The sequence below is a fragment of the Anaerohalosphaera lusitana genome, from assembly GCF_002007645.1.
Taxonomy (GTDB): Bacteria; Planctomycetota; Phycisphaerae; order Sedimentisphaerales; family Anaerohalosphaeraceae; genus Anaerohalosphaera; species Anaerohalosphaera lusitana.
In genome coordinates this window covers 3,691,235-3,712,259 of sequence record NZ_CP019791.1, presented here as the reverse complement: position 1 = coordinate 3,712,259, position 21,025 = coordinate 3,691,235, and the positions used below count along the sequence as shown (strand labels likewise).

19 protein-coding genes are annotated in these 21,025 nt (G+C 54.4%); 13 read left to right on the top strand and 6 right to left on the bottom strand.

The window, feature by feature from the left end:
* Positions 1-50 precede the first annotated feature (50 nt).
* Positions 51-389: a hypothetical protein gene (locus tag STSP2_RS14985; RefSeq protein WP_146663540.1), complete on the top strand. Its 339-nt coding sequence runs from the start codon at positions 51-53 to the stop codon at positions 387-389.
* Here the strand turns inward: STSP2_RS14985 and STSP2_RS14980 are convergent.
* Positions 386-1,060 carry a hypothetical protein gene (locus STSP2_RS14980; protein ID WP_146663539.1) on the bottom strand — a complete coding sequence of 225 codons (675 nt, stop codon included), beginning with the start codon at positions 1,058-1,060 and terminating at the stop codon, positions 386-388. The genes STSP2_RS14985 and STSP2_RS14980 overlap by 4 nt on opposite strands.
* A gap of 182 nt (positions 1,061-1,242) precedes the next feature.
* Here STSP2_RS14980 and obgE point away from each other — a divergent pair, with 182 nt between their 5' ends.
* From obgE to STSP2_RS14950, 6 genes are all read left to right on the top strand, one after another.
* Complete coding sequence (gene obgE, locus STSP2_RS14975) at positions 1,243-2,241, top strand: GTPase ObgE (RefSeq protein WP_146663538.1); 999 nt, start codon at positions 1,243-1,245, stop codon at positions 2,239-2,241.
* On the top strand, positions 2,238-3,089 hold the full coding sequence (locus tag STSP2_RS14970) for a type III pantothenate kinase (protein ID WP_146663537.1): 852 nt from the start codon (positions 2,238-2,240) through the stop codon (positions 3,087-3,089). The genes obgE and STSP2_RS14970 overlap by 4 nt, the downstream gene beginning before the upstream one ends.
* Before the next feature lie 21 nt (positions 3,090-3,110).
* Entirely contained in the window at positions 3,111-3,719 is a 609-nt protein-coding gene (locus tag STSP2_RS14965; protein ID WP_146663536.1) for a hypothetical protein, read from the top strand.
* Positions 3,712-4,875 carry a GTPase gene (locus STSP2_RS14960; RefSeq protein ID WP_146663535.1) on the top strand — a complete coding sequence of 388 codons (1,164 nt, stop codon included), beginning with the start codon at positions 3,712-3,714 and terminating at the stop codon, positions 4,873-4,875. Before STSP2_RS14965 ends, STSP2_RS14960 begins: the two co-directional genes overlap by 8 nt.
* A 15-nt stretch (positions 4,876-4,890) precedes the next feature.
* A complete protein-coding gene (gene mutS / locus STSP2_RS14955; RefSeq protein WP_146663534.1) occupies positions 4,891-7,506 on the top strand; it encodes a DNA mismatch repair protein MutS in 2,616 nt (871 codons plus the stop codon).
* A 282-nt stretch (positions 7,507-7,788) separates the two neighbouring features.
* Positions 7,789-10,017, top strand: coding sequence for a hypothetical protein (locus STSP2_RS14950; protein WP_146663533.1), 2,229 nt, complete (start codon positions 7,789-7,791; stop codon positions 10,015-10,017).
* Between the two features lie 119 nt (positions 10,018-10,136).
* Here STSP2_RS14950 and STSP2_RS14945 read toward each other — a convergent pair whose 3' ends face one another.
* Complete coding sequence (locus STSP2_RS14945) at positions 10,137-12,248, bottom strand: fused MFS/spermidine synthase (RefSeq protein ID WP_146663532.1); 2,112 nt, start codon at positions 12,246-12,248, stop codon at positions 10,137-10,139.
* Between the two features lie 198 nt (positions 12,249-12,446).
* Between STSP2_RS14945 and STSP2_RS14940 the strand changes: the two genes are divergently transcribed.
* The 5 genes from STSP2_RS14940 to prmC all read left to right on the top strand — a co-directional run bounded on the left by STSP2_RS14940 (position 12,447) and on the right by prmC (position 17,300).
* Positions 12,447-13,913 (top strand): glycine--tRNA ligase, encoded by a 1,467-nt coding sequence (locus STSP2_RS14940; protein ID WP_146663531.1) that lies wholly within the window; start codon positions 12,447-12,449, stop codon positions 13,911-13,913.
* A gap of 112 nt (positions 13,914-14,025) precedes the next feature.
* Positions 14,026-14,253 (top strand): PspC domain-containing protein, encoded by a 228-nt coding sequence (locus STSP2_RS14935; RefSeq protein WP_146663530.1) that lies wholly within the window; start codon positions 14,026-14,028, stop codon positions 14,251-14,253.
* A 14-nt stretch (positions 14,254-14,267) separates the two neighbouring features.
* Entirely contained in the window at positions 14,268-14,729 is a 462-nt protein-coding gene (locus tag STSP2_RS14930) for a NanQ anomerase/TabA/YiaL family protein (RefSeq protein ID WP_146663529.1), read from the top strand.
* Between the two features lie 133 nt (positions 14,730-14,862).
* On the top strand, positions 14,863-16,374 hold the full coding sequence (locus STSP2_RS14925; protein WP_146663528.1) for an asparagine--tRNA ligase: 1,512 nt from the start codon (positions 14,863-14,865) through the stop codon (positions 16,372-16,374).
* 53 nt (positions 16,375-16,427) lie between these two features.
* Positions 16,428-17,300, top strand: coding sequence for a peptide chain release factor N(5)-glutamine methyltransferase (gene prmC, locus STSP2_RS14920; protein ID WP_146663527.1), 873 nt, complete (start codon positions 16,428-16,430; stop codon positions 17,298-17,300).
* A gap of 9 nt (positions 17,301-17,309) precedes the next feature.
* Here the strand turns inward: prmC and STSP2_RS17380 are convergent, their stop codons facing one another.
* From STSP2_RS17380 to rplS, 4 genes are all read right to left on the bottom strand, one after another.
* A complete protein-coding gene (locus tag STSP2_RS17380) occupies positions 17,310-17,471 on the bottom strand; it encodes a hypothetical protein (protein ID WP_169853256.1) in 162 nt (53 codons plus the stop codon).
* Positions 17,472-17,572: 101 nt separating this feature from the next.
* On the bottom strand, positions 17,573-18,346 hold the full coding sequence (locus STSP2_RS14915) for a TatD family hydrolase (RefSeq protein ID WP_146663526.1): 774 nt from the start codon (positions 18,344-18,346) through the stop codon (positions 17,573-17,575).
* Positions 18,347-18,373: 27 nt separating this feature from the next.
* A complete protein-coding gene (locus tag STSP2_RS14910; RefSeq protein ID WP_169853255.1) occupies positions 18,374-18,772 on the bottom strand; it encodes a YraN family protein in 399 nt (132 codons plus the stop codon).
* Between the two features lie 14 nt (positions 18,773-18,786).
* Positions 18,787-19,191, bottom strand: coding sequence for a 50S ribosomal protein L19 (gene rplS / locus STSP2_RS14905; RefSeq protein ID WP_146664093.1), 405 nt, complete (start codon positions 19,189-19,191; stop codon positions 18,787-18,789).
* Between the two features lie 320 nt (positions 19,192-19,511).
* Between rplS and ffh the strand changes: the two genes are divergently transcribed.
* On the top strand, positions 19,512-20,933 hold the full coding sequence (gene ffh, locus STSP2_RS14900; RefSeq protein ID WP_146663524.1) for a signal recognition particle protein: 1,422 nt from the start codon (positions 19,512-19,514) through the stop codon (positions 20,931-20,933).
* Positions 20,934-21,025 lie beyond the last annotated feature (92 nt).

Below are 21,025 nucleotides of genomic sequence, written 5' to 3'. Positions count from 1 at the left end.
TTGAAACAGCTTCTATGGAGAGTGTGAAAACTTTTCCGCGGGGGCCGAAAGTGAAAATTGGTGTAGATCTTGACGGTACGGTAAGCGAGTACCCGGAATTTTTCAGTTTTATGACCCGTGCGCTGGTTTCGGCCTGTGCGCGGGTTCATGTCATTACGGATCGGCCGATCGGTACGGAGTGGCAGGTTGCGAAAGAGCTGGAGGGGTATGGGGTGGTCTGGGACGAGATCGTAATTACGGGGGACAAGGCGGGTTTTATTGCGAGGGAGGGGGTGGAAGTGCTGTTCGACGATGTGGATCAGTATTTTGAGGCGGTGCCTCAGTCTGTGGCAGTATTCAAGGTTAGGCAGCACTACAATTATGATTTTGAACAGGGGCGGTGGCGCTAGCCTGCCTGCTTTCGGGGGATAAGGTTTCTTTGCTGGATTGTTTCTTTTTCGGCGAGTTCATTTTGCAGGCTGAGGGGCAGGTTGAAGAATGTTTTTTCCACAGCAGCCGCTGCGAGGATCAGATAGCCTGTTATTTCGAGGGTCTCTTCGACGAGCCTGCCGACTACGGTAAGGTGGTTTTCGCCCATAACAGCTTCCCAGAAGGTTTGCTGGCCCGCGATCCTGCTTATGCCCAGAATGATGAGCATTGCGGCGAGCATGAGGCCGGAGGAGCTTTCGCGGAGGAAGGTTGTAAGCTGGTCGGCTATTTTCTTGCTGTGGCGGGAGATGTACCATGCAGTGAGGCCGAGGATGGCGAAGACTGTAAGCTGCCAGGAACCGTCGAAAATGCGGCGGTCGAAGACCTTGTCGAGTTCGCGAACGGCGGCCATGATGGGGAAAGCGGCCATGAGTCGAGAAAGTTGTGGAGTGGTGGTTTTGTAAGCACGGGCGAGCAGGATGCTTCCGGAGATCATCAGGACCGCGAACTGGGTCCATTCGATTGGGCCGTTCTCACTGACTGAATAGGCGGCGTGACCATGTTGTGCCGCTATTACTACGGCCTGAACTGCGGCGCATGGCAGCAGCATATACGTGACTAATCTGAAGTTGATCGAATCTGTTAGTTTCAAGTCTGGTTTTTCCTGTGTAAGGCGTCGGTAAGTTCGAGACGTGATGCTGTTGCCGGGGACGCAGTTTTGTGTTAGATTATCGTTAATTTCAAGCAGGCAGGATTATAGTGTCGCTTTTTATGGCGTTCAAGTGTAAATACGGTACAATTCTTTTCGCTACCATATTATTTCAGGTCAATTAGATGTTTGTTGATGAAGCTAAAATCTGGGTCAAGGCCGGTGACGGCGGTCACGGGTGTGTGAGTTTTCGCAGGGAGAAGTTCGTTGCCAAGGGCGGTCCGGACGGCGGCGACGGGGGCAAGGGCGGCGATGTGTATTTTCTGGCCAGTCAGGAGATCGATACGCTGGTGGACTTTGCGGGTAAGCACCACTGGCGGGCGAAGAACGGTATGCCGGGTGAGGGGAGCAACAAGGCCGGCGCCGGCGGTGAGGATCTGGTTATTAAGGTGCCGGTTGGGACGATCGTTTACGATACCGACATCGATATGATGATAAAGGATATGGATACGCCTGGTATGGAGGTTCGCATCGTTCGCGGCGGCAGAGGGGGTAGGGGGAACAAGTCCTTTGCGAGTTCGACGAATCAGGCGCCGCGGATGGCGACGGACGGCAAAGTGGGGCAGGAGAGGAATTTGAGGCTTGAGCTGAAGCTGATCGCGGATGTGGGGCTGGTGGGTTTGCCGAACGCGGGCAAGAGTACACTGGTTTCGCGGAGTTCGCATGCACGGCCGAAGGTGGCGAATTATCCGTTTACGACGCTGGAGCCGGTGCTTGGGATCGTGGAGCTGCCGGGGTTCAGGCGTTTCGTGATGGCGGATATCCCGGGGCTGATCGAGGGTGCGCACGACGGTGCGGGGCTGGGGCATGACTTTTTGAAGCATATCGAGCGAACGCGGATACTGCTGCATCTGCTGGATATTCAGCCGGACGACAACAGTGATCCGGTGGGAAATTATCATAAGATCAAGAATGAGCTGGCGATGCACAGCAAGACGCTGGCGGAGAAGCCGGAAATTATCGCGGTCAACAAGACGGACCTGGACCCGGACGGGGAGTATACGCAGGACATTATCGACAGGCTGGGCGTGGACGGGGTGATGGGAGTTTCGGCGGTGACGGGTGAGGGGCTGGACGAGCTTAATGAGAAACTTTGGAGAGTTGTAAAAGGTAAGGAAGAATGAATATACTGGCGATAGATATTGGCAATACGAAGATCAAGACGGCGTTTTTTCTTGACGACCGGGAGCAGTTTACCGAGTCGGTGCACAGTGACGAGCTGGGCAAGCTGGAGGACAAGCTGACGAAGGCGTGGGAGGAAGTACCGGTTGTGGCTGGGTCGACAGAAGACAAGCGTGACGGTGTGATCGTGGTCTGCTCGGTGAACGAGAAGCTGACGCAGGAAGTGCGGAAGATGGTCGATCGGGCGCTGGGCGAGAAGATCAAGGTGATCGGCGAGGACGTGCGGCTGCCGATCGAGATGGGGGTGGAGAATAAGAAGGAAGTGGGGACGGACCGGGTGGTCGCGGCTGCGGCTGCGTTCGCGGTGATCGAGGATGCGGTGGTCGTGGCGGATTTTGGGACGGCTGTAACGATAGACCTGGTGGATGAGGAAGGCGTGTTCATGGGGGGCGTGATCGCGCCGGGGTTGGAGATGGGCGCCGATGCGCTGCACGAGGGGACCGATAAACTACCTCGCGTGGAGCTGCACGAGCCGATGAGTCCGGTGGGAGGAAATACGAAGGATGCGATCAACGCGGGGATCTATTACGGGGCGGTTGGTCTGCTGCGGACGATGGCGGAGATGTATGCCGAGCAGGTCGGGCGGTGGCCTCAGACGATCGTGACGGGCGGGGGCAGTGAGATGCTCAAGGCGCGGTGTCCGTTCGTGGATGCGTGGGTGCCGGACCTGGTGGTCAAGGGCATCATTCTGGCGTATAAGAAGCACCTGGCGGATCAGGCGCAGATCGCTGAGTGGGACGAAGAAGATCAGCAGCAGGGTAAGAAGGATAAGGGTGAGGGGCAGGAGTAGGAATTTACTCAGGAGGCGATCATGGATTGGGATTGTAACGGCCTTTTGGCTTTAATAGCCATAATTCCGATTTTTATTTTGGTCGGTAGACAAAAAGTCAAGAAAGACGGGTATCTCTGGAAGAGGAAATTTAAAGGCATTGCCACCAAAAGCATAAGAAAGCGAATGCGAAAATCTGACATTTTCATTGCAGCTTGTGCGTTGGTTTACTTAACTATAAATGTTTTATTCTCTTTGAAGCTTTTGTCTTTGAGTAGTGGCGAAGAACAAAAAAATGTTGAAAGCTTTGTTCTGCTGTCCTCGGCGTGGGCTTTTTGGTTTCCAGTGCTTGGCTTACAAATTCCTATGTTGAGCTTCTTCGAGGTCAGGTTGACAACTACCAAAAGACTTTTTCTGGGTGTCTGGTTCCTTATCCCGCTCGGCATGTCAATTTTTGCAGCTCTGATTACGGGGGAAATTCAGCTTATCAGAGAAGGACTGATATCCAGTTCTATTTTGTTGCTGTTTTGTGGTCCTGCAATAATTGTCGGCAAGGATTTTTTGCGATTTTATTCTGGCCTGTGTGGTAAGATTGTTATGCTCGGTCTCGACCGCGATAAGTATCGGCTTTACGGAGAAGCGGATGAGTAGCTTGGTTTTTGCGGCGGTGGTTACTGGGCGGGGGGTGTCTGCTATTGCGAGTGTGGAGGTTCGCGGGGCTGGGGCTGCGCGGGTTTTGGGAGAGATGTTTAGGACTGGGGGTGGTGAGGCGCGAGCGTTTGAGGCGGGGAGGCTTTATACGGGTGATATTGTTGCTGGTGAGCGGGTTTTGGACAATGTGGTGGTTGCGGTTCGGGGGGAAGATGATATTGCGATAAACTGTCACGGCAATCCGCTGATCGTGGAGGAGATCGTGCGGGAGCTTGCGGGGCGTGGTGTGCAGGTGATCGAGGCGGAGGAGCTTGTCAAAGACAAACGCAGGGGTGAGAGCATGATAGCGGCGGAGAGTAGGGTGGTCCAGTGCAGGGCGGCTACGCTGGTGGGGGCGGAGATCGCGGCGTACCAGACGGGGGACGGGCTTGCGGCTGTGGTTGAGCGGTGGTCGGATGAGATCGAGCGGGGGGAGCTGGGGAAGGTGCGGGCCGATTGCGGGGAGTTGCTGGCGGTGAGTGAGCGGGCGCGGCTGTTCGTGGAGGGGTGTCGGATCGTGCTGGCTGGGCCGCCGAACGGGGGCAAGAGTACGCTGATGAATACGCTTGCGGGCAGGCAGCGGTCGATCGTGACCGAGCAGGCGGGGACGACGCGGGACTGGGTGAGTTCGGATTTTCGGATCGGCGGGCTGGCGGTTGAGCTGGTGGATACGGCTGGGCTGGACGAGGTGCTGGCTGGCGGGGATGTGCTGGAGGAGCGGGCGCAGCAGCGGACGAAGGAGCTGATCGAGGGGGCGGATATGGTTCTGTATGTTGTGGATGCGAGCGAGGGCAGGCGGATCGAACGGACGGGGCTGGAGGGCCTGGGGCGGTGCGCGGTGGCGGTGCTGAACAAGGCGGATCTGGGGCGGAAGTTGGGCGTGGAGGATGTGGGGTATGAGTTTGACGGGGCGGTGGAGATGAGTGCGGTGCAGGGGAGTGGTGTGGATGAGCTTTGCGGGGAGATAATGCGGGTGCTGGAGGTAGAGGATTATAAAATCGGACAGGCGGCGGCGATCACGGATAGGCAGAGGGTGCTTTTGGAACGGCTTTTGGAGGCGGGGGACGCGGAAAAGGCGAAATTGCTGATAGCGGAGTTGAGAGACGGCGAGATTTGAGTATAATCGCGGCCTATGGCTAAAAAGACGAAAAAAATCACGCCGGCGATGAAGCAGTACCACCATTTCAAGGAAAAGTACGCGGATGCGATCCTGTTTTTCCGGATGGGGGACTTTTACGAGACCTTTTATGAGGATGCGAAGACATGTTCGCGGGTGCTGGGTCTTGCGCTGACGAGTCGGGATAAGAATACGGATCCGATACCGCTGGCGGGGCTGCCTTATCATGCGGTGGACGGGTATTTGAAGAAGATGCTGCAGGCCGGGTACAAGGTCGCGGTGTGTGAACAGGTGGAGGATCCGAAGCAGGCGAAGGGGGTGGTCAAGCGGGATGTTGTGCGGGTGGTGACGCCGGGGACGCTGACGGATGATATGCTGCTGGAGGCAAGGGAGGACAATTTCCTGTGTTCGGTGTTTCTGGGGCCGAAGTCTGCGGCGGTTAGCTGGGTGGATATTTCGACGGGGCATTTTTTCGTGCAGGAGCTGGAGGACGACAAGGCGATACTGGACGAGGTTATGAGGCTTGGCCCGAAGGAGTGTCTGTTGCCTGAGATGCGGGGCGAGCTGTTCGAGATGGAGGGGAAGAAGCTTGAACAGCAGATCGAGAGGCTGACGGGGGCTACGGTTACGCGGAGGCCGGGGTGGTATTTTGACAGCCATATGGCGAAGGATAAGCTGCTCAAGCATTTCGAGATGAAGACGCTGGAGGGGTTCGGGATAGACGACGGTTTTGTTGGTGTCAATGCGGCAGGCGCGGTGCTGGAGTACCTGGAGGAGACGCAGAAGACGGCGCTGACGCATATTTCGTCGCTGAGGAAGGTGAGCCGGTCGAATTTTCTGCAGATCGATCAGACTTCGCTGCGGTCGCTGGAGATATTGCGGACGATACGCAGCGAGAGCAAGAAGGGGACGCTGCTGGACAGTGTGGATCAGACGCTGACGGGGATGGGTTCGCGGATGATGCGGGCGTGGATATGTATGCCTTTGTGTGATGTGGGCGCTATCGAGATGCGGCAGGACGCGGTGGCGGAGTTCGCGGAGAACGAGAGTGCGTGCGAAGATATTCGCGGTCAGTTGAAGGAGGTGGCGGACCTGGAGCGGATCGTTGCGAGGATCAGCACGTTCAGGACGTCGCCGAAGGATCTGCTTTCGCTGGGGTGGACGCTGAGGCGTGTGCCTGCGCTGCGGGAGGTGCTGGCTGGATGTGAGGCTGATATGGCGGGGCGGCTGGCTGAACGGTGCGACAGCATGGACGAGCTTGCGGATCTGCTGGAGGCGGCGATCGATCCTGATTGTCCGCCGCACACGCGGGACGGCGGGGTGATTCGCGACGGATTCAGCGAGGAGCTGGACCATCTGCGGTCGGTGAGCAGTGACGGCAAGACGTGGCTGGCGGAGTTTCAGCAGAGGCAGGTCGAGCGGACGGGGCTTGCGAATCTCAAGGTCGGTTATAACAGGGTTTTCGGGTATTATATCGAGCTGCCGAGGTCGATGGCGGAGAAGGCGCCGGCGGATTTTGTGCGGAAGCAGACACTGAAGAACGCTGAGCGTTATGTGACGGACGAGCTGAAGAAATACGAGGACGAGGTGCTGGGGGCGCGGGATAAGGCGCTGGAGCTGGAGCAGCGGCTGTTCGAGAAATTGCGTGAGGAGACGGCGAAGTATATCTCGCGGCTGCAGGAGCTTGCGGACTGCATTGCGACGGTGGACTGCCTGGCTGCGTTCGGGCATCTTGCGAGGAGCAGGAGCTATGTTCGGCCCGCGATGCTTGGCGATAAGACGCTGGAGATCAGCGAGGGCAAGCATCCGGTGCTGGCTGAGTCGCTGGGTAGTGAGTTTGTGCCCAACGATGTGAATCTTGGCGGTGAGGATGGCGATCTTAGTGTGATCACGGGGCCGAATATGGCGGGTAAGAGTACGTACATTCGGCAGGTTGCTCTGCTGGTGCTGCTGGCGCAGACGGGGTCGTTCATCCCGGCGAAGGAGGCGAAGATCGGGGTGGTGGATCGGATATTCACGCGGGTGGGGGCGTCGGATGAGCTGATGCGGGGGCAGTCGACGTTTATGGTGGAGATGACCGAGACGGCGAACATTATCAACAACGCGACGGATCGGTCGCTGGTGATACTGGACGAGGTCGGGCGGGGGACGAGTACGTATGACGGGCTTTCGCTGGCGTGGGCGATCACGGAGCATATCGCGAACGAGATCAAGTGCAGGACGCTTTTCGCGACGCATTATCATGAGCTGACCGAGCTTGCGGAGCTGCTGGTGAACGTGAAGAACTGTAATGTGGCGGTGCGGGAGTGGCAGGACGAGATCGTGTTTTTGCATAAGATACTGCCGGGCGGGACGGACAAGAGCTATGGTATTCATGTGGCGAAGCTGGCGGGGCTGCCGAAGTCGGTGGTGCGGCGGAGTCGGGAGATATTGCTGGACCTGGAGAATACGTTCGCGAAAGAGGCGGCGGGGCCTGAGCTGACGAGGCATAAGACGAGCGACGATCAGCAGATGCTGTTCGTGGAGCGGAACAAGGGCGTGCTGGACAGGCTGAGCGATCTGGATGTGAACAACCTGACGCCGATCGAGGCGATCAATCTGCTGAATCAGATCAAGGATGAGATTGAGTAGGGGATATTGAAGTTCCTTGGATAGTAAACCTTATGCTATAATGCGAGCCACAATCCCGAAAATCTCTTGCTAGTTGTTAATATACCAGTATAATGGATTCCGTTGTATTGTTTTGGGAGCTAGCAATTAATGCTGTTGAAAGTGAGCAGCACCACCAATTTCCAAAAGGAATAGAATGGTATCTTAGTACTACTAACTCTGGTTTCTGCGTTATACGAGCCTGAGGGGTTCTAAATAATAGTTGTTTAGTTATCTGTGGTCGACTTTTTGTAGAGGGGAAAGATGTACATAGATGGTGTTATTGATGTTTCACTTTGGAATAGAGCTGGCTGGAACGGAATTTTGTATGTATTTGCTGCCGAGGCTGTACCTGTCGTTGGTCTTCTTTTTGATGGTCAAGATGCTGGCAGAAAGATATTCTCCCGTTGGAAACATAACCTTGGAGAAAATGATTCTAGGGAATTAATTCGTTTTTCAATAATTGAAGGTGATATTACTAGCGAACCTGATGGATACTCCGTTTTCATAGGTACCAATCCAAAAGCCGCCATCAGTCGTGCCAAAACTAGAGGGTATGACATTGAGCAACAAATGCTTTGTACGGGACGTTTCCACCGCATGACCCCTCCGCCAGAATCTTGCAATTTGGACAACTTTAAAAAAGAATACAGCAAGTATAATTCATACATATTAGCTCCTGCTATACAATCATCGCAAGGCCCCATTGTCTTATTTGAATTAGGCATCGTTAAAAAGGACGTCAACTTTCTTTCTTCTGATAATCTAAAAAAAGACCACCTTGAATATGTTGTCCTAAAAAAGGAACCCGAATGGAATGGTAAAGGCAGCGGTATGATAGAAGCCATAACATCTAAATCTGAATCAACGACCCCTGAGCAAGTTACTGAAGCAATTGCCGTTTTTGAGACCGAACTCGCGTCAGGAGCAGTTGAAAAAAACATAGACCCTATGGTTATTGACTCTTTAGCTGAAGTAGGATATGACGAAAATGGGCTAATCTTACCGGATACTGTAAACCCAGCACTTGTTGCTACTGCTGAGCTGGTTAGGGCTGAGGTAATAGAGCGTGAAGCTGCACGGATGCCTTTAATCGACGTTCAGAAAAAATATGTTGAATTCTTGGAATATTATTTCTCGAAACCATATGGAGATATGAAAACTCATGAACTGACACCTCACCAAATGGCAAAGATAATGGCCAAGGACAAGGACTATGTGGAGGCGTGGAAATCTGCAGCTCCCGAAATGTTCGAATATCTAAAAGAATTGTGGAGTACAGCAAATGTGGTTACTGCTTCACATCTTCGCCGAATGCCTACACTTAAAGCCGTTTACGGTGGTAACGTATTCCCACACCCGGAATCAAATCTTGTAAGCAACGTAGGACTGTATGCGGATACTATTGTTCTGCCTGACCCAATCTTTAGCAGTCTTGGTATGCATGCCATGCTGCAACCTGAGCATTCAACTTACATTCTAGCGAAGAATGCACTTGCTGCCATGAGCTATAAAGAGTGGGCTATTGCAGACGTTGACGTTCCTATCTTGGTATTTGTTCCGAGCTATTTCTATTTGTCAGATCAATTGCCAAAGATCATTGAAGTGTTTAGTCAGAGCGATTTACAGAATCATTTGGGAAAAGTTTTTGACTATCGATTCAATTCTTTTAAAGACATAGAGGAGTATTTTGAGCATGCACCTGATGTTGAAGCATTGGCGTCAAGTGTAAAAAATAAAGAGAGGTTTGTATTTGATATTGAAGAAAATCCTTTGCCTCTTGATCAGATTGGCATCATTCTAGATGATTTTGAAAAAAAACTAACGATCCCATTTGAACCATTACCCTCAAAAATGAGATTGCTGAAAAGTTTACAAGGCAGATTCATGCAGGCCAACAATGTCTTAGCTCATTGTGATCTGTACGGAGGAATTCCAATTATTGACGCACCTACTTCTTGGCAGTACTTTTTATGGAAACTCGAATGTTCAGCATCACAATTAAGTATGGGCGCAGAGGACACTCTTGTTACACACGTATTGCATGAAGATTTGCGGAACATACCGTGCTTTTCAAAAGTGCCAGCACAAGGGATTATCGAGTTAAGAAGGAGTAACAAATTGCAAGGTATGAGAGAAGTCTTTCGCAGAGGGATTATGGAAATTAGTTCCGTTGATTGCGACGCAGTCGAGGATGTTACAAAAAAGGTTTCGCAGAATCTCCGTGACGCTTTACAGGAATATGAAACACACGTACAAGAACTTCCAAAAGAGATAATGTCCGTTTCTGGTCAGGCTGTGGCTTTAGCTGGTAGTGTGGGGTTGGGGATAGCTGCTGCATCAACAGGTTCAATACCCTTGGCAATAATTGCAGCTCTCAGTGGATCATCTGGTGTCTCATCTGCAAAGGATATCATGAAAAAATTAAACGAAATTCGTGGGAGCAGAAAACGCCTTAAGAGTAATCCTGTTGGGATTTTCTGGAAAGTTTGACATAGTCTAGCTGTTCATAAGAGCATACAAGATGATATAAAATGGGCGGCTAAGCAATAGTGGATATGCAGCTTTATGAAACTCGGTCGTTACCTAGCAAACATGTTTTTGGTGCTCTGTCAGTATTCCAGAACTTCGAGGGGGTTTACGAAGTCGTCGGTCCAGAGGCTGGTATCTTTGTCGGGTTTGAGGGGGAAGGAGTGGAGGCGGAATTTGCGGGCGGTTAGGGTTTGCTGGTCGGGGGTGAGGAGTATCCAGGTTGATTCGAAGGTTCCCTTCTGGTTGTCTCGGCTGGGCTCTAATATGCGGCCTGCAAGGTTGAAGTGCTGGGCGAGTCGGGCTATTACGGGGGCGAGGTCGAGGTGCTGGGATGATATGTGCAGTGCCATTATGCCGTCTGGTTTGAGGTTGTCGAGGTATATCCGGAAGGCTTCTCTGGTGAGCAGGTGGATGGGGACGGCGTCGCTGGAGAAGGCGTCGAGGACGAGCAGGTCGAAGGCGTTTTGTTCTGCTTCGAGCGAGAGGCGTGCGTCGCCTATGACGACGTCTGTATCGGCTTTTGTATCGGAGAGGTAGGTGAAATATTCGCGGGCGAAGTCCTCGACGGCGGGGTTGATCTCGTAGAAGCGGATGTAGTCGTCGGGACGGCCGTAGGTGGAGATGGTGCCCACGCCCAGGCCGACGACGCCGATGTTGAGGTCCGGTTCGTTCTGCTGGAGGTAGTCCATTGCGACGCCGACGCCGCTTTCGGGGCCGTAGTAGGAGGTTGGCAGGAGGCGTTTTTCGGGGTCGGTGAACTGCAGGCCGTGGAAGGTCGTGCCGTGCTGCATGATGTATTTGTGGGCGGCGGGGTCGTTCCAGTCCTCTTCCCAGATGGTGAGCACGCCGAAGAAGTTTCGGGTGTTGGCGACGGCTCGCTGACCGGCGGTGCTGCGTTTGCCCTGCAGGGCGGCGCCGGTGACTGCGACGAGTACGACGGCGGAGGCGAGGACGACTTTGCGTCTGCGGGCGAAGGCGGTTTTGCCTGTGTCGTTGGCGAGCAGGACGAACAGGACGGTTGCTAGCAGGCCGACGTAGAGTTCGGTGTATTCACTGAAGATGGCGGGTGCGATGATGGCGACGAAGATGCCGCCGAGCGCGCCGCCGGTGGAGATCGAGAGGTAGTAGGAGGTCAGTTTGCTTGCGTGGGGGCGGAGGCGGTAGACCTCGCCGTGGCAGACCATGCAGCAGGTGAAGAGCAGGAAGCAGTATGCTGCGACGAGGGTTTTTGCGTTGATAATTATGTTGGGGTCGTCCAGGGCGGACTGTTGGCGGACATAGATGACGGCTGCGATGGCGGCGATGAAAAGACCTATCCACAACTTCTGGATGTACCAGCGCTGGTGGTCAAAGGTGATGATGAACGAGAGCAGGTACAGGCACAGCGGCAGGACCCATAGGAAGGGCACGACGGTGATGTCCTGGGTGATGGTGTTGGTGACGGCGAGCAGTTCGACGACCGCGGCCCAGGGCAGGGCGAACCAGAGGAGACGACGGGCGAGCGGGATGTTTTCGGCTGTGGTCTGGGAGGGTTGGTCGTTCGGTTCGGTTATGGGGGCGGTGGATTTTTTGTGCGATTTCCAGACGAGCAGGGCGCATAGGGCGTTCAGGCCTGCGAAGACGGCGAAGCCCCAGCTCCAGAGTGTGGCCTGGGTCTGGCGGGTGAGGGTCGGTTCGAATACGAAAGGGTAGCTTAGCAGGGCTAGGAGGGAGCCTGCGTTTGAGAGGGCGTAGAGACGCCAGGGTTTTGTGTTGGGGTTTGCTTTTGTGAACCATGCCTGGGTGAGCGGGCTGTTGGAAGCTAGCAGGAGGTAGGGCAGGGCGACGCAGCCGGTGAGCATTAGCAGTATCTGGATGATGGGGTTTGCCTGGCCGTCGGGTCGGTAGGCGGGGTTGGGGATGATCGGGAGCATGATGAGTGCGAAGACGATCAGGGCGAGGTGCAGGGCGAGCTGGCGGGGCGGGGAGAGTCGGCTGTTGATGAAGTGGGCGTATGCGTAGCCGGCGAGCAGGAAGACCTGGAAAAAGAGCATGCATGTCGTCCAGACTTCGGGGCTGCCTCCGAAGAGGGGGAGGGCGTAGCGGCCGAGGATCGGCTGGACCTGGAAAAGCAGGAATGCGCCGAGAAAGACCGTGATCGCGAAGACGGCGGTTCTGAGTCTTGACTGTTTTTGTTCGTGTATCGGTTCCATCTACGTCCTGTGTGAATTGCCCGGGGAGGGGCGGGGTTCGGTAAAATCGTTTACTTGTCTATAAGTATAGCGAATCGAAATGTTTTCTTCTAATAAAAACCGGAGGTGATAAACTTGTAATCAGGGCGGTTTGGTGTACAATGTCGGCTTGAAAAACGACTTACAACGAATTTACGAGGGCTTATTCAGGAATTTTTTATGGCTAAACTGACAAAACTGGACGATATCGTTTCACTTTGCAAGCGGCGCGGGTTTATTTTTCAGTCGAGCGAGATCTACGGCGGGCTGGCGAGCTGTTATGACTACGGGCCTTTGGGCTCGGAGCTGAAGCGCAACGTGCGCAATGCATGGTGGAAGAGCATGGTGCAGATGCGTGATGATGTTGTGGGGCTGGATTCGTCGATCTTCATGCATCCACTGGTGTGGAAGGCGAGCGGTCATGCGGATAAATTTGCGGACCTGGTGACGGTTTGTCAGAAGTGCAATACGCGTTCGCGGGTGGATCATCTGACCGAAGGCGCGGAAGAGCATACCGAGCATATCGATCCTGAGCTTGCGGCAAAGGATGCGAAGAACCTGGATAAGAAGGTGTGTCCTGCGTGCGGGGCGGTTGGGAAGTTCTCGGCGCCGATGGAATTCAAGCTGATGTTCCAGACTGAGATGGGAGCGAACGTCGACGATCAGATGAAGGTATTTTTGCGTCCCGAGACGGCGCAGGGTATTTTTGCGAATTTCCGGAACGTGCTGGACAGCACGCGGGTGAAGGTGCCGTTCGGTATCGCGCAGATCGGTAAGAGTTTTCGTAACGAGGTGACGACTAAGGCGTTTATCTTCCGTACGCGTGAGTTCGAGCAGGCGGAGATGGAGTTTTTCTGCGAGCCGGGCACGGACGAGGAATGGTACAAGCACTGGAAGGAACAGCGGTTCCAGTGGTATGTCGAGTACGGCATCAAGAAAGAGAATCTGCGGTTCCGGGATCATGATCCGGATGAGCTGGCTCACTACGCCAAAGCGTGCGTGGACGTGGAGTATAAGTTCCCGTTCGGGCAGGGCGACTGGCAGGAGCTGGAGGGGATCGCGAACCGGACCGATTACGACCTGCGGCAGCATCAGCGGGGTATGCGGACGATCAACGACTGGTACGAGAACGGGCGGGATCTGACGAAGGTGACGCTCAAGGAAGAGGCAGAGGATTACCATAAGGGGCCGTTGTCATTCTTCGATGATCAGGAAAAGAAGCGGTATATTCCTTACGTGATCGAGCCTTCGGCTGGTATCGACCGGAGTACGCTGGCGTTTCTGGTTGATGCGTATGACGAGGAAGAGGTTAAGGGTAAGACGCGTAATGTGCTGAGGTTCCACCCTGCGATAGCGCCGATCAAGGCGGCTGTGTTCCCGCTGGTGAAGAAGGAAGGCATGCCGGAGATCGCGGGTAAGCTGTCGAACGATCTGAAGAAGCATTTTGCATGCTTCTATGACGAGAAGGGTGCTGTTGGGCGTCGTTACCGCAGGCAGGACGAGGCGGGTACGCCTTACTGCGTGACGGTGGACGGGCAGACGCTGGAGGATGACACTGTGACGGTTCGCGAGCGTGATTCGATGGATCAGCAGCGGATCAATATTGACCAGGTGAAATCCTATCTGCGTGAGAATCTGGATATCTAGGGAAATTAGAAGGCGGGTTTTCGGGCCTGCCTTTTTTTGATCTGGTGCTTTTCGCTGGTAAAAATGCTATAATAAGTAGCAACTGAGCGAGGTTTTTTGAGGAGGCCGAATTATGCGGAAGTTGTATTTGTCGCGAACGGATCGCAAGGTGCTTGGTGTCTGCGGCGGGATCGGCGAGACGTATGACATCGATCCGACGCTGGTCAGGCTGATCGTGGTATTTGCAGCTATTATTACGGGTTTCATACCTGTAGCAATTATGTATATAGTTGCCTGGGCGATAATACCCGACGAGCCTAAGAGCGATGAGGGCGGGGTTGAGAGTTCTGAGCCTTTGTGATGACGGAGTATTAAGTGGTATTTGACAGGATCGAGAATGCCGGGCGGTATGCGGCGCTTGGCGGTGGTAATCTTGGGCGTGCGTTTGAAGTGCTGCAGCGACAGCCTTTTACGCAGTTGCCGGACGGGCGGTATGAGGTCGACGGCGAACGGCTGTTTTTCAACGTGGATTCATACCAGACGCAGGACTGGGAGCTGGGCAGGTTCGAGGCGCATCGCAGGTACCTGGATATACAGTTGATAACGGCGGGGGCGGAGGTGATCGGGCATGCCCATGTCGGTGATCTTGCCGAGATCGAGGCGTATGACGGTGAGCGGGATGTGGCGTTTTACGAGCCTTCGATAGATACAGGGACGATCAACATGCAGCCGGGGATGTTCGCTATGTTCTATCCGCATGATGCACATATGCCGGGGCGGACGCTGGATGAGGCGGCGAATGTTCGCAAGGTCGTGATAAAGGTTCGGCTTGACTGATACTGGTGCGGGGAATTGCGGATCATTTGCTCGACAAATCGCATGGGGCGGGTTTATAATGTGACGATCATGGCGGCCGATGTGGTTTCGGCGTGTTGTATTTGCAAACTTTGAGAGATTTTAAGGCGGTATCATGGCGGTACAGAAGACTACGATCAGTGAACTGAAGGATCATGTCGGTGAAGAAGTTTCGCTGCAGGGGTGGCTTTATAATTCGCGTTCGAGCGGTAAGCTGGTGTTCCTGATCCTGCGGGACGGAACGGGGCTTTGCCAGTGCATTGTTGAGAAGGCGGAGTTTGCGGAGGAAAAGTTCGACGAGCTCAAGCGGCTTGGGCAGGAGTCTTCGCTGGTAGTTACCGGGACATGCCGTGAGGAGCCGCGTTCGGTGGGCGGGTATGAGCTGAGCGTCACGGGTGCCGAGGTGGTATGCGAGGCGACGGATTATCCGATCACGCCCAAGGAGCATGGGGTGGACTTTCTGCTGAAGCATCGACATCTGCATTTGCGATCGCAGAGGCAGTGGGCGATAGGCAAGGTAAGGCATACGGTGATCGATGCGATCCGACGGTTCTTCAACGATAACGGATTTACGCTGATCGATACGCCGATATTCGCGCCGACGGCGGGTGAGGGTGAGCAGACGCTGTTCGAGGTGGATTATTTCGGTCAGCCGGTGTATCTGGCGCAGACGGGGCAGTTATATCTTGAGTCGGCGGCGATGAGCTACGGCAAGGTCTACTGTTTTGGACCGACGTTCCGCGCGGAAAAGAGCAAGACGCGGAGGCACTTGACGGAGTTCTGGATGGTCGAGCCTGAGGTTGCGTATATCGATCTGCCGGGATTGCTGGAGCTTGGGGAGAATTTCGTATCGTTCGTGGTACAGCAGGTGCTGGAGAAGAATCGCGGCGAGCTTGAGACGCTGGGGGCGGATATACCGCATCTGGAGAACATCAAGCCGCCGTTCGTGCGGATGACTTATACGGAGGCGGCGGAGCTTCTCAAGAGCGATAAGGCGGCGAAGTTTATGGCCGAGCAGCTCGAGTCTTTCAAGGCTCGCAAGACGGAGATCGAAAAGCATATCGCGGATATCGAGGCGGAGGAGAAGTCTGGCGGGGTCAAGAAGTGGAAGCGTGAGAAGAACGCGAGAATGCTGATCGAGCTGCGGACGGAGCTTGAGGAGCTTGAGAAGAAGATCGAGAACAATCCGAAGCACGCGAAACTGGCGGCGGAGTTCAACTGGGGCAAGGACCTGGGCGGCTCGGATGAGACGATCATTTCGCAGATGCACGATCGGCCGGTGTTCGTGACGCATTATCCGCGGAGTGCGAAGGCGTTCTATATGAAGACGGATCGGAGCAATACGGATGTGGTCGAGAATTTCGACCTGCTCGCGCCGGAGGGGTTCGGAGAGATCATCGGCGGTAGTGTGCGTGAGGATGATTACGACTATTTAATGAAGCGGATTGACGAGGAAGGTTACGATCCGGAGAACTATTCGTGGTATCTGGATCTGCGTAAGTACGGGTCCGTGCCGCACGGAGGGTTCGGATTGGGCGTCGAGCGGACGGTTGCGTGGATAACGGGCGAAAAGCATATCCGTCAGTGCATACCATTCCCGCGGATGATGGACAAGATGTATATTTAGCGCGGCAGGTGCGGCTGTAATTTCAATTTGCATAGTTTCGATGGAAATTTTGTATGGCGACGCAGACATGGACGATTAAGAAGCTGCTTGACTGGATGATACCGTTTTTCGAGAACAAGGGCGTGGATGCGCCTCGGCTGGCGGCGGAGATGCTGCTCTCGAATGTTCTCGGGCTGGAGCGGATCCAGCTTTATATGCATTACGATAAGCCGGTCGGGCCGGACAAGTTGGCGAAGCTGCGGGACCTGGTAAAGCGGGCGGGCGAGCATGAGCCCGTGGCGTACCTGGTGGGGCATACGGAATTTTATTCGATGCAGATAGACGTTTCACCTGCGGTTTTGATACCGCGGCCTGAGACGGAGGGACTGGTCGAGAGGGCGATCGAGTTTTTGCGTGAACGGCAGGTGCCGCGTTATGTGCTGGAGCTATGCACGGGATCGGGATGTATTGCGGCAGCGGTTGCGAAAGGCGTGGAGGATGTGAAGGTTATCGCGACCGATATTTGCGACGAGGCGATGGAGGTTGCGGGGCGGAACGTAGAAAAGCACGGGCTGGGTGAGAAGGTTGAGCTTTGCGGGGGCGATCTATTCGAGGCGGTGGAAGGGTTTGCGGATAAGCAGTTTGATCTGATCGTGTCGAATCCGCCTTACGTGACTGAGGCGGAGTATGAGGGGCTGGACAGGAACGTGAAGGAATATGAGCCGGCGAGGGCGCTGGTCGCGGGGGAGAAGGGGCTGGATATTTACGAGCGGATGATGGGGGAGCTTGCGACGTATTTGAAGCCGGACGGCGCGGTTATGCTGGAGATCGGCTATCAGCAGGGCGACGCGGTGCGGGAACTGCTGGAAGGGACGGGGCTGTTCAGCGAGGTGCGGATCGAGAAGGATTTTGCCAGGCACGACCGGATCGCGGTTGCTAAGCGGTGAATGCTGGGTTTAGGCTTGTGGGCCGGATTGCTGGTCCATTTTTGCAGCGATCTTATGAATGTCCGCTTGTATTTTAGCAAATGAATTTTTGATACCAAACAGTGCCACTAACATCAAAACCAATAGAAAAAAGCCTACAAAAACCATCACAAGATTTTCGAATTCCATCATTGCGTTCCCTTAGCGAAAATTAGAACTCTTAATGAAGATATTCTGGTTTGTCATAAAAACGCATCAAATACGCTCTTTGGTATTATACCGTCATGATGACGCTATGCAAGGTTGAAGAATTTTTCGCTGGTGGCGGTTACTTTTTGGGCGAAGGTTTCAAGGGGCAGTCCGTGGAGGTTGGCGAGGAGTTTTGCGGTGTGGATCATCAGGGCCGGTTCGTTGGGTTTTTGTTTGCGGACTGGTTCGGGGGAGATGTAGGGGGTGTCGGTTTCTATCATCATGCGGTCGAGGGGGACCATCTTTGCGACTTCACGGACGTCGTCGGTGCGTTTGAAGGTGACGATGCCGGTGAATGAAATGTAGAAGCCGCGGTCGAGGACCTGCTGTGTCTGTTCGGGTGTGCCGGAGTAGCAGTGGATGACGACGTTCTTGAGTTTGCCCGCGAATTCGTCCAGGATTTCCATGCTGTCTTCGAACGCCTTGCGGGTGTGGACTACGATGGGGAGGTTTGTGTCGGCAGCGATCTGGAGCTGGGCGCGGAAAACCTCTTTCTGCTTGTCGCGGACGCTGAGTTCATAGTGATAGTCGAGGCCCGCTTCGCCGATGGCGACGACCTTGGGGTCTGCTGCGAGTTCGCGAATGCGGTCAAGGTGGGGCTGATCGACTTCTGATGCGTGGTGGGGATGAACGCCGACGGCGGCCCACATGTTGTCGTGGCGGCGGGCGAGTTCGATGGTCTTTTCGATCTGTTCGGGGTCGGTGCCGATGGTGATCCAGCGGTCGACGCCTGCTTCGCGGCTGCGGGCGAGTACGTCTTCGACCTGCGTTTCAATCTCGGGGAACGTCAGGTGTGCGTGTGTGTCGATCAACTGCATTATGTTTTCTCCTGTTTGCGATTGTGTTCAGGGGCGAAAGGCGTTTTCGTAATGGCGAATTTCGGCCGGGCCGGTGGCGGGGAGGACTACCGCGATCACGTCGAAACGCATGGGACGGTCGTTGAGGCTGTACTGACGGCAGAAATCACGGGCGGTGCGGATGAGGTGCTTTTGCTTGCGTGGTGTAACTGCAGTATGGGCCAGCGCTTTGTGTTCGCTGGCCCTTGTTTTGACTTCGACGAAAATGATCCTGCCGTCGGTATCGCTCATTATCAGGTCGATCTCGCCGGACCTGCCGCGGAAGTTGGTGGTTATCGGTTTGAGGCCCTTGTTCTTGAGAAACTTGAGGCTTTTCTTCTCGCCCCACTTGCCGAGTTTGGCGGAGTTGGAGCGGAGCCTTTTTCTCAGGGCCGGGAACCAGAGCACTTCCGGGATCCCGATTACCTGCGGGCAGTGTGATCGCTACGACGCTGTGCGAGTCTTACGCCCTTGCCGCGACGTTCGCGGAGGAAGTAGAGCTTTGCACGGCGGACCTTGCTGGATCGCATCGGTTCGACTGTAACGACGTTCGGCGAGTGGAGCGGGAAAACACGCTCAACGCCTTCGTCGCCGATCATTCTGCGAACGGTGAAGGTTTCGTTGATGCCGCGGCCGTTTCGAGCGATGACCGTACCGCTGAAAAGCTGGATACGTTCTTTTTCGCCTTCTTTGATCTTGCAGTGAACCTGTACTGTGTCGCCCACTTCAAAGTGGGGCAGTTCCTGCTTGAGGCTCTTGCTTTCTACTGATTCGAGAATTTCTGTCTTCACGGTTATATCTCCTGTCCGTTTCTTACCCGTAAACATGGGTAAAAATTCAATCATTCCGACCCGGGACGGCGCACAACCGCTACCGAGCTCTACAAAGAATTGCCCAGTATACGGATTTGAGCCGTCAAGACAAGGTTTTTTTCGATAAAGTTGTCAATATTGCCGAATTACAGCGAGGTTCGGGGGTGAAATGCACGCTAAAGTGGGGAATTTTGGGTCGTTAGGGGTGTTGAGGTTGGCAAATTCGAGTTTTTTCTTGAACAATCGGGCTTTGGTGCGTAGAATTCCATGTTTAATTGCTCGGTATCCCTGCGCCTGTAAAATTTGCGAAACTTCTTTATTCAGGGTGACTTACATTGTTTGATGCTTTAACGCAGAAATTTAATTCGGTATTTAAATCGCTTTCCGGTAAAGGCAAGATCACCGAGGCCAACGTCAAGGAGGCCATGCGTGAGGTGCGAAAAGCCCTGCTGGAGGCGGATGTAAACTATAAAGTGGCCAAGCAGTTCTGCAAGGACGTGCAGGAAGCAGCCATGGGCCAGGAAGTGGTCAAGTCGCTGCATCCCGGTCAGGTGATGGTCAAGATCGTAAATGATGAGTTGACCAAGCTGATGGGGCCCGTGGATACGCAGGTTTACTTTGTCTCGCCCGGTCCTACTATAATAATGCTTGCGGGTCTGCAGGGTTGCGGTAAAACGACGACTGCTGCTAAGCTGGCGAAATATCTGATCAGCAAGGGCAAAAAGCCGATGATGATCGCGGACGACCTGCAGAGGCCTGCGGCTATCGATCAGTTGGTGACGCTCGGTGAGCAGATCGATGTCGAGGTTTATACAGAGGACACGAAAGATGCGGTCCGCGTGGCGAAAAACGGCATAAAGCGTTGTAAGCAGGGCGGTTACGACGTTGCTATCCTGGATACGGCGGGGCGGCTGCACATCGATGAAGAGATGATGGGCGAGGTTTCCGATGTAGCCAAGGCGGTCACGCCGCACCAGATATACCTGGTTTGCGACGCGATGATCGGCCAGGACGCGGTTACGTCGGCGAAGGAATTTAACGACCGTCTGGAACTGGACGGCGTGATACTGACCAAGCTTGACGGTGACGCACGAGGCGGTGCTGCTTTGAGTGTCAAGGCCGTTACGGGCAAGCCGATCAAGTTCATTGGTGTCGGTGAAAAGCTCGACAAGATCGAAGAGTTTCATCCGGACAGGATGGCAAGTCGTATTCTGGGCATGGGTGACGTGGTTACCCTGGTTGAGAAGGCCCAGGAGCAGTACGATGAAGAGGAAGCGAAGAAAATGCAGACGAAGATGCAGAAGGGCACCTTCGGCTTTGACGACTTCCTCAAGCAGATGAAGGCCATGAAGAAGATGGGCGGGATGAGCAGTATGCTCAAGCTGCTGCCGGGCGTAGGTCAGCAGCTCGGTAATATGGATATCGACGACGGCGAGATCGGCAAGATGGAGGGGATCATCCACTCGATGACAGAGGAGGAGCGCCGGGATCCGGAAACTATAAGCGCTTCGCGCAGACGGCGTATCGCGCGCGGTTGCGGCAGGACGCCGAACGAGGTCGCTTCACTGGTCAAGACGTTCAAGCGCAGCCGGGATATGATGAAGGTCGTGAGCAGCGGCGGTATGGGCGGTTTGAAAGGGCTTATGTCCGGCAGGATGGACATGGCGAGTATGATGCAGGGCGGCAAGAAGATTAAGCAACGCAGCAAGCGTAAAAAGACGATACGCAGACGCGGCAAGATCAAGAAACGCCGCTGACGGGGGCGGATTTTGCAGTTTGTGGGGGCTGAGAATGCTTCTGCGGGCACAAAAATCGTGTTTTTTTCTGATTTTATATAGCGTTTTGGAAT